The following is a 12,898-nucleotide window of genomic DNA, read 5'->3' on the forward strand; positions in this document are numbered from 1 at the left end:
TAGTCTCGGCCCATGAACAGGCCACTCGTCGCCATCCTCAGTGGTGCAGGTATCTCCACGGATTCCGGCATCCCTGATTACCGCGGCCCGAACGGACTCTGGCGGCGGAATCCGGAGGCCGAGAAGCTCGTGACCTACGAGTACTACATGGGCGACCCCGAGATCAGACGCCGCTCCTGGCAGATGCGGCGGAAGAACCGGACGCTGAAGGCCGAGCCGAACGCCGCGCACCGGGCGGTCGCCGAACTGGAGAAGTCCGGGGTCCCGGTGCGGGTGATCACACAGAACGTGGACGGGCTGCACCAGCTCGCCGGGATGCCCGCCCGCAAGGTGCTCGAACTGCACGGCACCGCACGGAGTGTCGTATGCACGAAGTGTCACGCCCGAGGCCCGATGGAGGACACCCTCGCCCGGGTGGAGGCCGGCGAGGAGGACCCGCCGTGCCTGGAGTGCGGCGGAGTCCTGAAGTCGGCGACGGTGATGTTCGGCGAGCGGCTCGACCCCGTGGTCCTCGGCGAGGCGGTCGCCATCACCAAGGCCTGCCAGGTGTTCATCGCCGTCGGCAGCAGCCTGCAGGTCCAGCCCGCGGCCGGGCTCGCCGGCGTCGCCGCGGACCACGGCGCCCGCCTGATCATCGTCAACGCCGAGCCGACACCGTACGACGAACTCGCCGACGAGGTGATCCACGAGCCCATCGGCACGGCCCTGCCGACCCTGCTGCGCAGGGTGGGCGCCGAGAGCGACTGATCCCACCCCCGACAGACCGGGTCAGTGGGTGGGCGTTGTCGGATTTGTTGTGTCGAAGTAGACCCTGTCCGTGTCGGGGTCGAGGTGGAACGTGCCCGGGTACGTTCCGCCCGTCAGTTCGTCGTCGAAGGCGGGGCTGTGGACCCACTTGGCGTTCTTGGGGAGGTATTTGGTCAGTTGGGCCGGGATCCCGCTCGGGGGCTCGTGCTGGAAGTCCCGAGTTCGGAGGATGGCGGCGACCGCGCCTGCTTTCAGTTGGGCTGTTCCCACCACGCGGACGTCGGTGGGGCCCGGGACGCGGGAGTCGGTGCCCAGTGCCGTACCGAGCCAGTGCGCGTCGGACATCGGGCCCAGGGCGGTGAAGCGGCGTTCCAGGGGCTTCAGGTCCGTGCGGACCTTGTCGCCGTCCGCGCCCTTCGCGGTCGGTGTGCATGCCGCGAGCACCGTTGCCGCGCCCAGCGCGAGCACTCCCCGGCGTCCGGGTCCCGCCCAGCCGTTCATCCGTGCCCTCTCCGGCGTTTGCCATGGCCGAGAACGGATCGTAGCGGGCTCGCGGGCCGCGCCTAGAAGAGTGCCGCTCGCGCCTCTCCCCGTTCGAAGTCCAGCAGGCGCCGCTTGCGGTCCAGTCCGCCGCCGTAGCCCGTCAGGCTGCCGTCGGCGCCGACCACGCGGTGGCAGGGCACGATGATGCCGATCGGGTTCCGGCCGTTCGCCAGTCCGACTGCGCGGGAGGCGGCGGGATTGCCGAGGGCGTCGGCCAGTTGGCCGTAGGAGCGGGTCTCGCCGTACGGGATGGAGAGCAGCCGGCGCCAGACGCTCTGCTGGAACGGAGTGCCGGACGACAGGGTCAGGTCGAGGGTGAATTCCGTCAGCTCGCCTGCGAAATAGGCCGTCAACTGGTCCGTCGCCTCCGCGAAAGGAACCTCGTCGCGCTCGCCGAAGGATTCCTCCGGGGGGCGGTGGCGCTGACCGGCCATGTAGAGGCCGCACAGGACGCCCTCGTCGGCTACGAGCGTCAGGGGGCCGTACGGGCTGTCGATCACCGTGTGCTGCTTCACGGAACGTCCTTACACCGGGAGGAAGTTGATCGGGTGGCTGTCGGTCGCCCACAGGTACTGGACCGCGTACGCCCGCCAGGGGCGCCAGGCCGCCGCGTGGGACGTGAGCGCCGCCGGGGTCGACGGGAGGCCCAACTCCTGGGCGGCACGCCGGATTCCGAGGTCGGTGGGGAGGAAGGCGTCGGGGTCGCCGAGGGCGCGCATCGCGATGACGTCGACCGTCCAGGGGCCGAAGCCGGGCAGGGCGAGCAGTTGGGATCGGGTCTGCGTCCAGTCGCCCTCCACACCCAAGTGGAGTGTCCCCTCGGCCAGTTGGCCGATGAGTGTGGTGAAGGTGGTGCGGCGGGTGCGGGGCATCGCCAGTGCGGTGGGGTCCAGCGCGGCGAGTGCTTCGGTCGAGGGGAAGAGGTGCGTGAGGCCGCCCTCGGGGTCGTCCACCGTCTGACCGTGCGCGGTGACCAGACGGGCCGCGTGCGTGCGGGCGGCGGCCGTGGAGACCTGCTGGCCGAGTACGGCCCGTACGGCGAACTCCGCCTCGTCGACGGTACGCGGGACACGGCGGCCCGGTGCCTTGTCGACCAGCGGGGCGAGGACGGGATCCGTGCGCAGCTGGTCGTCGACCGCGACCGGGTCCGCGTCCAGATCGAGCATGCGGCGGCAGCGGCTGATCGCAACGGTCAGGTCGCGCAGATCGCTGAGCGTGAGGCGGCAGGCGATGTGGTCGGGCTGCGGGGTGAGTGCCACGATGCCGTGCCCGTACGGCAGTCGGAGCGTGCGCCGGTAGGCGCCGTCCCGCCATTCCTCCACACCCGGGACGGCGGTCGCGGCGAGGTGTCCGAAGAGGTTGTCCGGATTGAGGGGGGCGCGGAAGGGGAGGCGGAGGGACAGGACGCCGGGGGCGCTGCCCGCGGTCCTCCGCTTCGGTGTCCTCGCGCGCAGTTCGCTCGGCGAGAGGGCGAAGACCTCGCGGACGGTGTCGTTGAACGTGCGGATCGCGGAGAAACCGGCGGCGAAGGCGATGTCCGCCATCGGCAGCGGGGTCGTCTCGATGAGGATCCGCGCGGTCTGGGCGCGTTGCGCTCGGGCGAGGGCGAGCGGGCCCGCGCCCAGCTCGGCGAGCAGCTGGCGTTCGATCTGCCGGGTGCTGTAGCCGAGGCGGGCGGCGAGGCCGGGGACGCCCTTGCGGTCGACCACACCGTCCGCGATCAGCCGCATGGCACGGGCCACGAGGTCGGCGCGCTGGTTCCACTCCGGGGAGCCGGGGCTCGTGTCGGGCCGGCACCGCTTGCAGGCCCGGAAGCCGGCCTGCTGGCAGGCCGCCGCGCTCGGGTAGAAGGTCATGTTCCCGGGCTTGGGCGGTACGACGGGGCAGCTGGGCCGGCAGTAGATGCGGGTCGTCAGGACGGCCGTGAAGAACCATCCGTCGAAGCGTGCGTCCTTGGACTGGACGGCGCGCACACAGCGCTCCCGGTCGGTGTACATCCCGTTCCGCATGCGTCCAGCATCGGACACGGGGCGGGCGGGGGCTGGCGAGAATCCGACATCAACCTTGTGTGGCCAGGGCCCCGCGGGATCGCCTCCTCCGACGCCCGGGGGCTCAGCTCGTGCCCGACGGCTCCGGCGTGCCCGGCTCCGCCGGCTTCGCGGTGTCCTCGTCCTCCGCCACGAAGTCGACCACCGCGAGCGCGAACAGCAGGCCGAGCGCCAGACCGGTGACGACCCAGCCGGTCGGGTAGGGCCACAGGATGAACCACAGGATGAACCCGCCGACCAGGATCCAGGTGATCCATGCGCGGCGGTGCTGCACGAACGGCCCGACGGGTCCGGTGCGCAGTCCGGCCCGGTCGGCGGCCCCGCGGGTGGCGCCGATGCCCGCGTGCCACATCTGCCGTCCGACGCGAGGCACACGTCCCGGTCCGGTCATCCAGGCGGCGAGGGCGACGACGATGCCGAGGGTCACCACCGTCCGTACCGAGCCGCGGAGGAAGCGCGTCAACGTGTCGTACACCGACTCGGCCGCGGGCTGCGAGATGTTCTCCGGCAGGTTGCCGAGGTAGACGTCCCGGAAGACGATCAGGCCGACGTTGAGGAGCGCGGTGGCGAAGGCGAAGCACAGCGCGGCGGTGATCAGGGTCCGGCGGCGGTGGGTGGAGAGAAGGACGCCTCCGGCGACCAGGAGCACGGCGAGCACGGGGAGCCAGAATCCGGCGAGCTGGAGCAGCCGGAAGGCCGTCTTGAGCCTGCCGACGTCCTTTCCCTGGACGACGGTGAAGTTGGTGTGGATGTCGGGGATGTTCGCGGCGACCGTCATACCGCTGTCGACGAGTCGCTGCTTGACCTGCTCGATCACCGGGGCGAGGTCGATGGTGACCGTGTTCTGGTTCAGTTTCACGGCGCTGTCGGCGCTGCCCGTCAGGGCTTCGTCGACGGCGGCGTGGACGCGGCGGTTGGCGTCGGTCCAGATCTTCTCGAAGGCGTCGGACGCGACGATCTCCTGCGTCTTGTCGTGCACGAAGCTCTTGACGGCGCTCTCCAGCGAGTCGCCCAGTTTGCCGAGCGCCTTTTCCAGCAGCGGACGGTTGGCGGGGGCCGCGCCCTGCAGCAGGGCGGTCAGGTCGAGCTTGTCCGCCACGACATCGGTGACCCGGTTGGCGACCGCGTTCTGGATGTCCGGGTCGGAGGCGAGGGGCGCGACGGTGTCCACGTACCGGTCCGTGTCGCCGACGATGTTCGCGGTCCAGGCGGCGACGGCGGCCAGAGGCGCGAGAACACAGCCGATGATGATCAGTACGGCGGCGAAGAACGACCGCACCCTGTGCCGCGGCGCACGCTCGGCACCGCCCGCCTCCAGCTGCGCCACGCGCGCCCGCAGCTGCTCCAGCTCCGCCCGTGTGGCGTCCTCGCCGGAGGCGTCCTTGGCGCCTTCACTGTCCGCCACTGGGTTCTCCCTCCTCGACCGGTATCTCCCGGTAAAGGACAGGACATCCCGTGTGCGGAAGGGCGGCGAACGCTGCGGCACCGTTCGGGTGACCACGAGGGTGCGGCAGGGCTGCGGCGGCGCCGGTTCGGCAGCACGATGGACGCAGCGGCGGGTCAGGAGGTAGGACACGGCAGGCGAACCGAGCTTCTTCGAACTCGGAGTGGCCGACCCCGAGCGCGGGCGCGCCTTCTACGGTGCCCTGTTCGGCTGGACCCTCGACGCCGGCCCGACCGGCCGCGGCTTCGCCATCACCACCGACGGCCTGCCTGGCGGTCTGCACGGGGGCGACGCCGGCGCCTCACCGTATCTGTTCTTCCGCGTCGACGACCTGGACACGGCTCTCGCGAAGGTGCGCGAGCTGGGCGGGACGGTCGAGGAGCTCGGCGAGGAAGGGGAGGAGGACGAGGAGTCGGTCCGCCGGTTCGGCCGGTTCAAGCTGTGCCGCGACGACCAGGGCTCCGCGTTCGGGCTGCATCAGCCACCGAAGGGGCCTGACCCCGCCTGACCCCGCCTGACCCCGCCTGACCCCGCCTGACCCCGCCTCACCCTGCTCAGTGACCGTGGCTTCCGGTCCGCACCGTGAAGGCCGCCGTATGGACCTCTCCCCCGTGCTTGAAGTCGAGGAAGAGGCGGTACGTGCCGTCGCTCGGCGCCGTGGCCGTGAACGAGATGTCCGGGCCGGGCCTGGTCGTGCCGTCGCCGGGTTCGCCGTTCGGGTGGACGTGGAGGTAGGCGAGGTCGCCGGAGCGCAGGGCCACCAGATGCCCGTACGCGCCCAGGTAGGGCTGGAGGTCGCTGACGGGCCTGCCGTTCCTGGAGACCGTCAGCCGGAGCTCCTCGGCTGCGCCCGGGCGCAGCCGTCCGGCCCGCCGGACGTCGTAGCCGTCGGTCCGGGCGGTGACGGCGGGCCGCGGCAGGCTCCTCGGCTCGTACGGGCCCGAGGCCGCCAGGTCCGCGCCGAGGGTGAGGTTCCCGGCCCCCTTCCTCGCCGGGGTGAAGTCGGCGAAGACGCGGTAGCCGCCCGCGCGGGGCAGCGCGACGGGGGTGCTCCAGGTGCCGTCGGCGGCGCGGGCGGGATGCAGATGGCGGTAGGTGACGAGGTCGCGTGAGGCGACGATGAGGTGCAGTTCCTTGTCGTGTTCGCGCTGGTAGGCGGTGACGGCGCGACCGTTCCCGTCCCGTATGGCGAAGCGCAGGTCGGCGCGTTGCCCCGCGCTGACGCGAGGGGTTTCCAGGTCGAGGGTGTAGCCGTTCTCGGAGATCTGCAGTCCCCCCGCCGGGGTCGCTTCGTGTCCTGTGTGGCCGCCTCGCTCGGCGTGTGCCGGGGAGTCCTTCCCGTGGCTGTCGTGGGGTGCGGGCGGGGTGTCCGCGGCCGGCGGGCCGAGGCTCTGACCCACGCCGTAGGCGGTGCCGAACGTCGCGGCCAGCGCCGCGGCGAAGGCGGTGATCTTGAGTCCAGCGTGCATGACCGTCTCCTGAGCAAACGGGCCTCCGGCCTGGTGTCGGGGCCCTCCGTTCAGATTCACCATACCCCTGGGGGGTATACAGTCAAGCATACAGTCAAGCCCCGGCACGGCCGGCGGGACAGAACCCGCGCCCCCATGGACAGGATTCAGCGGACCTGCGCGGCGAACGCCTCGTACGCCCGCTCGTCGAGCAGGACGAACCTGATCTCCTCGACGTCCGTCTTCGTGGCCCGGACCGTTTCCACCGCGATCCGCGCGGCGTCGTCCATCGGCCACCCGTAGATCCCCGCCGAGACGGCAGGGAACGCGACCGTGCGGGCGCCCAGCTCGTCCGCGACCCGCAGCGACTCCCGGTAGCAGGAGGCCAGCAGCTGCGACCGGTCCTCCTGGGGGCTGAACCGCGGACCCACCGTGTGGATCACCCACCGCGCGTCCAGTTCGCCCGCGGTGGTGGCGACCGCCTGGCCGGTGGGCAGGCCCTTCCCGTAGTGGGCGGCACGAAGCCTGCGGCAGTCCTCCAGGATCGCGGGGCCGCCCCGGCGGTGGATCGCGCCGTCGACGCCTCCGCCGCCGAGGAGGGAGGAGTTCGCCGCGTTGACGATCGCGTCGACACTTTCGCGCGTGATGTCGCCCTGGACGAGCGTGATGGTGGTCATGTCCGTTTCTTACACCACGGACGGGGGCGAGTTTTCGCACCACGGACGGGGGCGGGGCCGGGCGGCGGGTCCAGGCCGGCGCGGCCCATCGGGCGGCCCACGCTCCGGGCTTCACCGTCGGCGCTTCACGAGGGGTCCCCTTGAGGCCGAGCCCCGTCAACCTGTCGCGGGCCCGGGCGAGTTCGGCCGCGATGCCATCGCCCGTAATTCGGTTGACCGGTGTGGCGGCGAGGCCTGAGGCTTCCGCCCATGACGGGTATTGATGGATCATGCGATCCGCGGTTCGCCGCTGTTCGTGAGGCGCTTGCAGCTTTGCTCGGCAAGGACGACGTGGGCGCCTCGGCGGCCGTCTACCTTGATGGCGAGCCGGTGGTCGACATCTGGGGCGGGTACGCCGATGCGGACCGTTCCGCCGGCTGGGATCGCGACACCATCACGGGCGTGAACTCGACGACCAAGAACATGACCGCGCTGTGCGCGCTGATTCTGGCCGACCGGGGCGAGCTCGATCTGTCCGCCCCGGTCGCCGCTTATTGGCCCGAGTTCGCCGCGGCCGGCAAGGAGAGCGTTCTGGTACGGCACGTGCTGTCGCACACAGCGGGGCTGCCGGACCTGACCGGGCCGACGGCGCCCGAGGAGCTCTACGACTGGGAGAGCGTGACAGCGGGGCTGGCCGCGCAGGCGCCCGTATGGGAACCCGGAACGGCTGCCGGCTATCACGCGCTCACCTTCGGGTTCCTCGTTGGTGAGATCGTCCGCAGGATCACCGGCCGCAGCCTCGGCGAGTTCTTCGCCGACGAAGTGGCCGAACCGCTGGGCGCGGACTTCCACATCGGGCTCTCTGCCGATCACGACCACCGCGTCGCACCGCTCATCCCGCCGCCGTCACTGACCGATGAGTACGCCGCCAGCGCACCGCCCGGACCGGATGGCGCACCTCGGGAGAACACCGGCGTCGCGATCCGGGTCAAGGACGCCAACTCCGTGGCCTGGCGCCGAGCGCAGATCCCTGCGGTGAACGGCTTCGGCAACGCTCGGTCTGTCGCCCTTGTCCAGTCGGTACTGGCAAACGGGGGCTCGGTCGGCGGCGTGCGACTGCTGTCCCCCGAGGGGTGCGAGCCCGCGTGGCAGGAGGTGTTCCGCGGCAACGACCGCGTCCTGCGGACGCCCATGTCCTGGACGGTGGGCTTCGGTAAGTTCGGCAACACCTTCGGCTGGGGCGGCTGGGGCGGCTCGCTGGTCGCGAGCGATCCCGGCTCACGCATGACGGTGGCCTATGTCATGAACCAGATGATCGACCGGGACCGGCAGGATGACAACCGCGGCATGGAGATCGTGATGGCCGCCTACAGCGGCCTGAACTGACTGCGCAACGGCCAGTCTCTGCGCTATGGGCAGTCTGGGCCTGCACAGGCTGCCCGCTCCCGCTCTCAGCTCCGCGTCTTGGGCCGGATCACATCTGCCGCAGCCGCCGCCACACGGCCTTGGCCGCGTTGTGTCCCGACATGCCGTGGACGCCGGGGCCGGGCGGCGTGGCCGACGAGCAGATGAAGACCGCCGGGTGCGACGTGCCGTACGGGAACAGGGACAGCTTGGGGCGCAGCAGGATCTGGAGTCCGGAGACCGCGCCGGAGCCGATGTCGCCGCCGATGTAGTTGGCGTTGCGGGCGGCGAGTTCGGGCGGTCCCGCGGTCGCGCGGGCGAGGACGCGGTCGCGGAAACCCGGGGCGAAGCGCTCCAGTTGGCGTTCGATGGCGTCCGTGAGGTCGCCGGTCCAGCCGCTCGGGACATGCCCGTACGCCCAGAAGACCTGCTTGCCGGCGGGGGCGCGGGTGGGGTCGACCACGCCCGGCTGCACGGTGATCATGAACGGTCTGTCGGGCGCACGGCCCTCCCGGGACGCGGCGCGCAGAGCGGTGCCGATCTCGGCGCTGTCCGCGCCGATCTGCACGGTGCCGGCCACGCGTGCCTCCTTCGCGGTCCACGGCACCGGGCCGTCGAGCGCGTAGTCGACCTTGAAGACGCCGGGGCCGTAGCGGTAGCCCGCGTAGTAGTTGCCGAGGTCCGCGATCCTCGCCAGCGCGGTCGGCGAGGTGTCGAAGACGTACGCGCGCGCGGGCGGCAGGTCGTCGAGGCGTTTGACCTCGTAGTCGGTGTGGATTGCGCCCCCGAGGTCCTTCAGAAGGGCGGCGAGGGCGTCGGAGATCGACTGGGAGCCGCCGCGGGCCACCGGCCAGCCCCGGGCGTGCGCGGCCAGGGCGAAGACCAGGCCGACGGCGCCGGTGGCGAAGCCGGTGAGCGGGGCCATCACATGGGCGACCAGACCGGCGAACAGGGCCTTGGCCCGCTCGTCCCGGAAGCGGCGCATCAGCCAGGTCGACGGCGGCAGTCCCACGAGGCCGAAGCGGGCGAGGGTGACCGGGTCGCGGGGCAGCGCGGTCAGCGGCAGCGACATGAAGTCGCGGGCCAGGGTGTCCCACTTGGGCAGGAAGGGCTCGACCAGCCTGCGGTACGCCCCCGCGTCGCGCGGCCCGAGGGAGGCGGCCGTCTCCGCGACCGAGCGCGACAGCACGGCGGCGGTGCCGTCGGGGAAGGGGTGGGCCATGGGCAGGTCGGGGTGCAGCCACTGAAGGCCGTAGCGCTCCAGGGGCAGGGCACGGAAGGCGGGCGAGTTGATGCCGAGAGGGTGCGCCGCGGAGCACGGGTCGTGGCGGAAGCCGGGGAGGGTGAGCTCCTCGGTGCACGCTCCCCCGCCCACGGTGTCCCGGGCTTCGAAGACGGCCACGGAGAAGCCGCGGCGGGCCAGCTCCACGGCAGCGGTCAGCCCGTTCGGCCCCGCACCCACCACGACCGCATCGAGCATCGACGGCACCTTCGGACCCCTTCGTCAGCCGATGGCCTCTGAGGATCAGGATATGCCGCGGGACCGACGGACCGGGGGTCGGGCGGTCGGCGGGAGTGGCTACGACGCGCTCAGCAGCTCAGCGACGCGGCGGGCCGTGGCCGCGTCGCGCGCCGCCGTGAACGGCAGTTGGTTGCCGCCCCTGATGCGGAACGGCTCGCCCGTGCGGGTCAGGTGGGCGCCGCCCGCCTCCTCGACGAGGAGCAGGCCCGCCGCGTGGTCCCAGGCTGCCTCCCAGGAGAAGGCCGTGGCGTCCAACTCGCCGCGGGCGACGGCCAGATACTCCAGGCCCGCCGAACCGCACGCGCGCGGTGCCACACCGTCCGTCCACAGGCCCAGCAGGGCGCGCTTCTGCTCGTCGGTCGTGTAGTCCGGGTGGGACGTGGCCACTTGGAGGTCCCGGACGGGCTCGGGCGCGCCGGAGTACAGCCGCTCACCGTCGAGGAACGCGCCCTGGCCCCGTATCGCCGTGGCGAGTTGGTCGCTCGCGGGCGCGTACGTCCACGAGGCGAGCACGTCTCCGCCCTGCGCGAGCGCGACGAGAGTGCAGAACCCGGGGTCGCCGTGCACGAACTGCCGCGTTCCGTCGACCGGGTCGACGATCCAGACGGGTGCGTCGCCCTGTATGGCTTCGTAGACCACCGGGTTGGTGTGCACCGCCTCCTCGCCGACCACGACCGAGCCGGGCAGAAGGGCGCCGAGGGCCTCGGTGAGGTACTGCTCGGCGTTGCGGTCGGCGTCCGTCACCAGGTCGTGCGGGCCGGACTTCTGGTCGATCTCGTGGTCGGCGAGCCGGCGGAACCGGGGCAGGATCTCGGCCGCGGCGGCCTTGCGGACCGCTTCCTCCACGTCGGCCGAGTGGCGCGCGAGAAACTCGTCGATGGTTTCCGTTTCTTCGATCATGTCTCCATGAGAGCACGCGCCACTGACAATCCCCACCCGGCCCGTGTACTCGCGGTGGAATCGGGATGAACACCCGGTGCGGGACATCAGCACCTACATAGGGACGTAACCACCCGTTACCGGCGGCCCCGCCCGGCCCCGCCCCTGGGCCGGGCCTCAGCGTCCGACCGCATACCCCTGCATGCCCCGGGGATTCGCCGCCGCCGACAGGATCCCGGTCCGCGGGTCGCGGGCGACCGCGCACAGCCGGCCCTCCGACCAGGCGTCACCCACGGTCACGTCGTGCCCGCGCCGCCGCAGCTCCGCTACGACGCCGGGGTCCATGCGGGACTCGACGGTGACGCTGCCCGGGCGCATGCCGCGCGGATGGAACGAGCCGGGGAAGCCGTCGTTGTGCCAGTTCGGGGCGTCGACGGCGCCTTGGAGGTCCGGGCCGCCGCGCACCTCGTCCCGCAGCGCCACCGCCAGGAAGAAATGAAGCTGCCACTGGTCCTGCTGGTCCCCGCCGGGTGTGCCGAACGCCAGGACGGGGAGCCCGTCGCGCAGCGCGATCGAGGGCGTGAGGGTGGTGCGCGGCCGGCGGCCCGGGGTGAGGGAGTTCGGCAGGCCCTCCTCCAGCCAGGTCGTCTGAAGCCGGGTGCCGAGCGGGAAGCCCAGTTCGGGCACGACGGGGTTGGACTGGAGCCAGCCGCCGCTGGGCGTGGCCGCGACCATGTTGCCCCAGCGGTCGACGACGTCGAGGTGGCAGGTGTCGCCGCGGGTCGCTCCGTCCGCGGCGACGTGAGGTGCGCCGGGTGTGCGGGACGCCCCGTGCACGGCCACGGTCGGCTCGCCGGCGCCCGGCCAGTTCGAGCCGGGCTCGTCACCCGCCTCCACGCGCGCGTGGGCGCACAGCCGCGGAGTGCGCCCGCCCGGACTGCCGGGCCGCAGCTCGTACGATGCCCGGTCACCGAGGAGCTGCCGCCGGGCCGTGTTGTACGGCACCGACAGCAGCTCGTCCAGCGGCACCTCGGCCGCGTCCCCGTACCAGGCCTCCCGGTCGGCTATGGCGAGCTTGCAGCCCTCGATCAGCAGGTGGACGTAATCGGCGGAACCGTACGGGGGCAGCTCGGGCGGGAGCAGCGCGAGCTGCTGGAGCAGGACCGGGCCCTGGCTCCAGGGTCCGGCCTTGCACAGGGTCCAGCCGTTCCAGTCGTACGTCGCCGGGGTCTCGTAGGTCGCGGACCAGGCGGCGAGGTCCTCGGTCGTCAGCGTGCCGGAGTGGCGCTCGCCGCTGGTGTCCGGGGTGGGCCGGTGCGCCTGCCGTACGAGGGCCTCGGCGATGAACCCGCTGCGCCACGCCTCCCGTGCCGCCTCGATCTGCGCCTCCCGGTCCCCCGCGCGGGCGGCCTCGGCGAGCAGTCGGTTCCAGGTGGCGGCGAGCGCGGGGTTGCGGAACGGCTCGCCGGGCCGGGGAGGTCGTCCGCCGGGCAGGTACACCTCCGCCGACGAGGTCCACTCGGTCTCGAACAGCTCCCGGACGGACTCCACGGTCTCGCCGACGCGCTCCACGGGCGCGTGCCCGTGCTCCGCGTATCCGATGGCGTACGAGAGGACCTCGGCGAGCGGCTTCGTGCCGTGGTCGCGCAGCAGGAGCATCCAGGCGTCGAAGGCGCCCGGCACGGCGGCGGCGAGCGGACCGGTGCCGGGGACGAGGTCCAGGCCGAGGTCCCGGTAGTGGGCGACCGTCGCCCCGGCCGGAGCGACGCCCTGACCGCACAGGACCCGGACCTCGCCGCCCGCAGGGGCGAGCAGGATCGGCACCTCGCCGGCCGGCCCGTTGAGGTGCGGCTCGACGACGTGCAGCACGAAGGCGCCCGCCACGGCCGCGTCGTAGGCGTTGCCGCCGTTCTCCAGCACGGCCATCGCCGACTGCGCGGCCAGCCAGTGGGTGGCGGACACCATGCCGAAGGTGCCCTGGAGGGTGGGTCGGGTGGTGAACACCAACTCTCGCCTTTCTTCCAGGCCGTGCTCCGGTACGCGGCGGGAACGGCCGTCAGTCCTCCGCCGTGCCGACCGCGGCGACCGCGGCGTCGAGGAGAGGGCCGAGTTCCCGGGACGCGGTCGCCAGGGCGCGGACGGTCCGCTCGGCTGAGTCCACCCTATGACCGTGGTCGTAGGAGGGGCTCCTATGACCATGTTGTTGA

11 protein-coding genes and 1 pseudogene are annotated in these 12,898 nt (G+C 72.1%); 3 read left to right on the plus strand and 9 right to left on the minus strand.

The window, feature by feature from the left end:
• Positions 1-12 precede the first annotated feature (12 nt).
• A complete protein-coding gene (locus F7R91_RS03200; protein ID WP_150944237.1) occupies positions 13-747 on the plus strand; it encodes an SIR2 family NAD-dependent protein deacylase in 735 nt (244 codons plus the stop codon).
• Between the two features lie 21 nt (positions 748-768).
• On the opposite strand, the gene F7R91_RS03205 is transcribed toward F7R91_RS03200, so the two are convergent.
• From F7R91_RS03205 to F7R91_RS03220, 4 genes are all read right to left on the minus strand, one after another.
• Complete coding sequence (locus F7R91_RS03205) at positions 769-1,248, minus strand: hypothetical protein (protein ID WP_150944248.1); 480 nt, start codon at positions 1,246-1,248, stop codon at positions 769-771.
• Between the two features lie 62 nt (positions 1,249-1,310).
• Positions 1,311-1,805: a methylated-DNA--[protein]-cysteine S-methyltransferase gene (locus F7R91_RS03210; protein ID WP_150944250.1), complete on the minus strand. Its 495-nt coding sequence runs from the start codon at positions 1,803-1,805 to the stop codon at positions 1,311-1,313.
• A 9-nt stretch (positions 1,806-1,814) separates the two neighbouring features.
• The gene (locus tag F7R91_RS03215) at positions 1,815-3,299 is read right to left on the minus strand and encodes an AlkA N-terminal domain-containing protein (RefSeq protein WP_331000526.1); all 1,485 of its coding nucleotides are present in this window, start codon (positions 3,297-3,299) and stop codon (positions 1,815-1,817) included.
• A 103-nt stretch (positions 3,300-3,402) separates the two neighbouring features.
• A complete protein-coding gene (locus F7R91_RS03220) occupies positions 3,403-4,743 on the minus strand; it encodes a hypothetical protein (protein ID WP_150944252.1) in 1,341 nt (446 codons plus the stop codon).
• Positions 4,744-4,915: 172 nt separating this feature from the next.
• Here F7R91_RS03220 and F7R91_RS03225 point away from each other — a divergent pair.
• Positions 4,916-5,290: pseudogene (locus F7R91_RS03225) on the plus strand (VOC family protein); the annotation flags it as partial.
• Between the two features lie 46 nt (positions 5,291-5,336).
• Here the strand turns inward: F7R91_RS03225 and F7R91_RS03230 are convergent.
• Both F7R91_RS03230 and F7R91_RS03235 read right to left on the minus strand, forming a co-directional pair.
• Entirely contained in the window at positions 5,337-6,251 is a 915-nt protein-coding gene (locus tag F7R91_RS03230; RefSeq protein WP_150944255.1) for a hypothetical protein, read from the minus strand.
• A 146-nt stretch (positions 6,252-6,397) separates the two neighbouring features.
• Positions 6,398-6,907, minus strand: coding sequence for an O-acetyl-ADP-ribose deacetylase (locus F7R91_RS03235; protein ID WP_150944257.1), 510 nt, complete (start codon positions 6,905-6,907; stop codon positions 6,398-6,400).
• 249 nt (positions 6,908-7,156) lie between these two features.
• Between F7R91_RS03235 and F7R91_RS03240 the strand changes: the two genes are divergently transcribed.
• A complete protein-coding gene (locus F7R91_RS03240; RefSeq protein WP_150944806.1) occupies positions 7,157-8,272 on the plus strand; it encodes a serine hydrolase domain-containing protein in 1,116 nt (371 codons plus the stop codon).
• 88 nt (positions 8,273-8,360) lie between these two features.
• Here F7R91_RS03240 and F7R91_RS03245 read toward each other — a convergent pair whose 3' ends face one another.
• The 3 genes from F7R91_RS03245 to F7R91_RS03255 form a co-directional block, all read right to left on the minus strand.
• Positions 8,361-9,770 (minus strand): phytoene desaturase family protein, encoded by a 1,410-nt coding sequence (locus F7R91_RS03245; protein ID WP_150944259.1) that lies wholly within the window; start codon positions 9,768-9,770, stop codon positions 8,361-8,363.
• A 99-nt stretch (positions 9,771-9,869) separates the two neighbouring features.
• On the minus strand, positions 9,870-10,712 hold the full coding sequence (locus F7R91_RS03250) for an inositol monophosphatase family protein (protein WP_150944261.1): 843 nt from the start codon (positions 10,710-10,712) through the stop codon (positions 9,870-9,872).
• 156 nt (positions 10,713-10,868) lie between these two features.
• Complete coding sequence (locus F7R91_RS03255; protein WP_191971322.1) at positions 10,869-12,695, minus strand: gamma-glutamyltransferase family protein; 1,827 nt, start codon at positions 12,693-12,695, stop codon at positions 10,869-10,871.
• Positions 12,696-12,898 lie beyond the last annotated feature (203 nt).

This window comes from Streptomyces luteolifulvus (assembly GCF_008806595.1).
GTDB lineage: Bacteria > Actinomycetota > Actinomycetes > Streptomycetales > Streptomycetaceae > Streptomyces > Streptomyces luteolifulvus.

What these genes read in the sequence shown, in the direction of transcription:
- F7R91_RS03200 (WP_150944237.1), top strand. Translation starts at nt 13, where the DNA reads ATGAACAGGCCACTCGTCGCCATCCTCAGTGGTGCAGGTATCTCCACG.
- F7R91_RS03205 (WP_150944248.1), bottom strand. Translation starts at nt 1,248, where the DNA reads ATGAACGGCTGGGCGGGACCCGGACGCCGGGGAGTGCTCGCGCTGGGC.
- F7R91_RS03215 (WP_331000526.1), bottom strand. Translation starts at nt 3,299, where the DNA reads ATGCGGAACGGGATGTACACCGACCGGGAGCGCTGTGTGCGCGCCGTC.
- F7R91_RS03230 (WP_150944255.1), bottom strand. Translation starts at nt 6,251, where the DNA reads ATGCACGCTGGACTCAAGATCACCGCCTTCGCCGCGGCGCTGGCCGCG.
- F7R91_RS03235 (WP_150944257.1), bottom strand. Translation starts at nt 6,907, where the DNA reads ATGACCACCATCACGCTCGTCCAGGGCGACATCACGCGCGAAAGTGTC.
- F7R91_RS03240 (WP_150944806.1), top strand. Translation starts at nt 7,157, where the DNA reads ATGACGGGTATTGATGGATCATGCGATCCGCGGTTCGCCGCTGTTCGT.
- F7R91_RS03245 (WP_150944259.1), bottom strand. Translation starts at nt 9,770, where the DNA reads ATGCTCGATGCGGTCGTGGTGGGTGCGGGGCCGAACGGGCTGACCGCT.
- F7R91_RS03250 (WP_150944261.1), bottom strand. Translation starts at nt 10,712, where the DNA reads ATGATCGAAGAAACGGAAACCATCGACGAGTTTCTCGCGCGCCACTCG.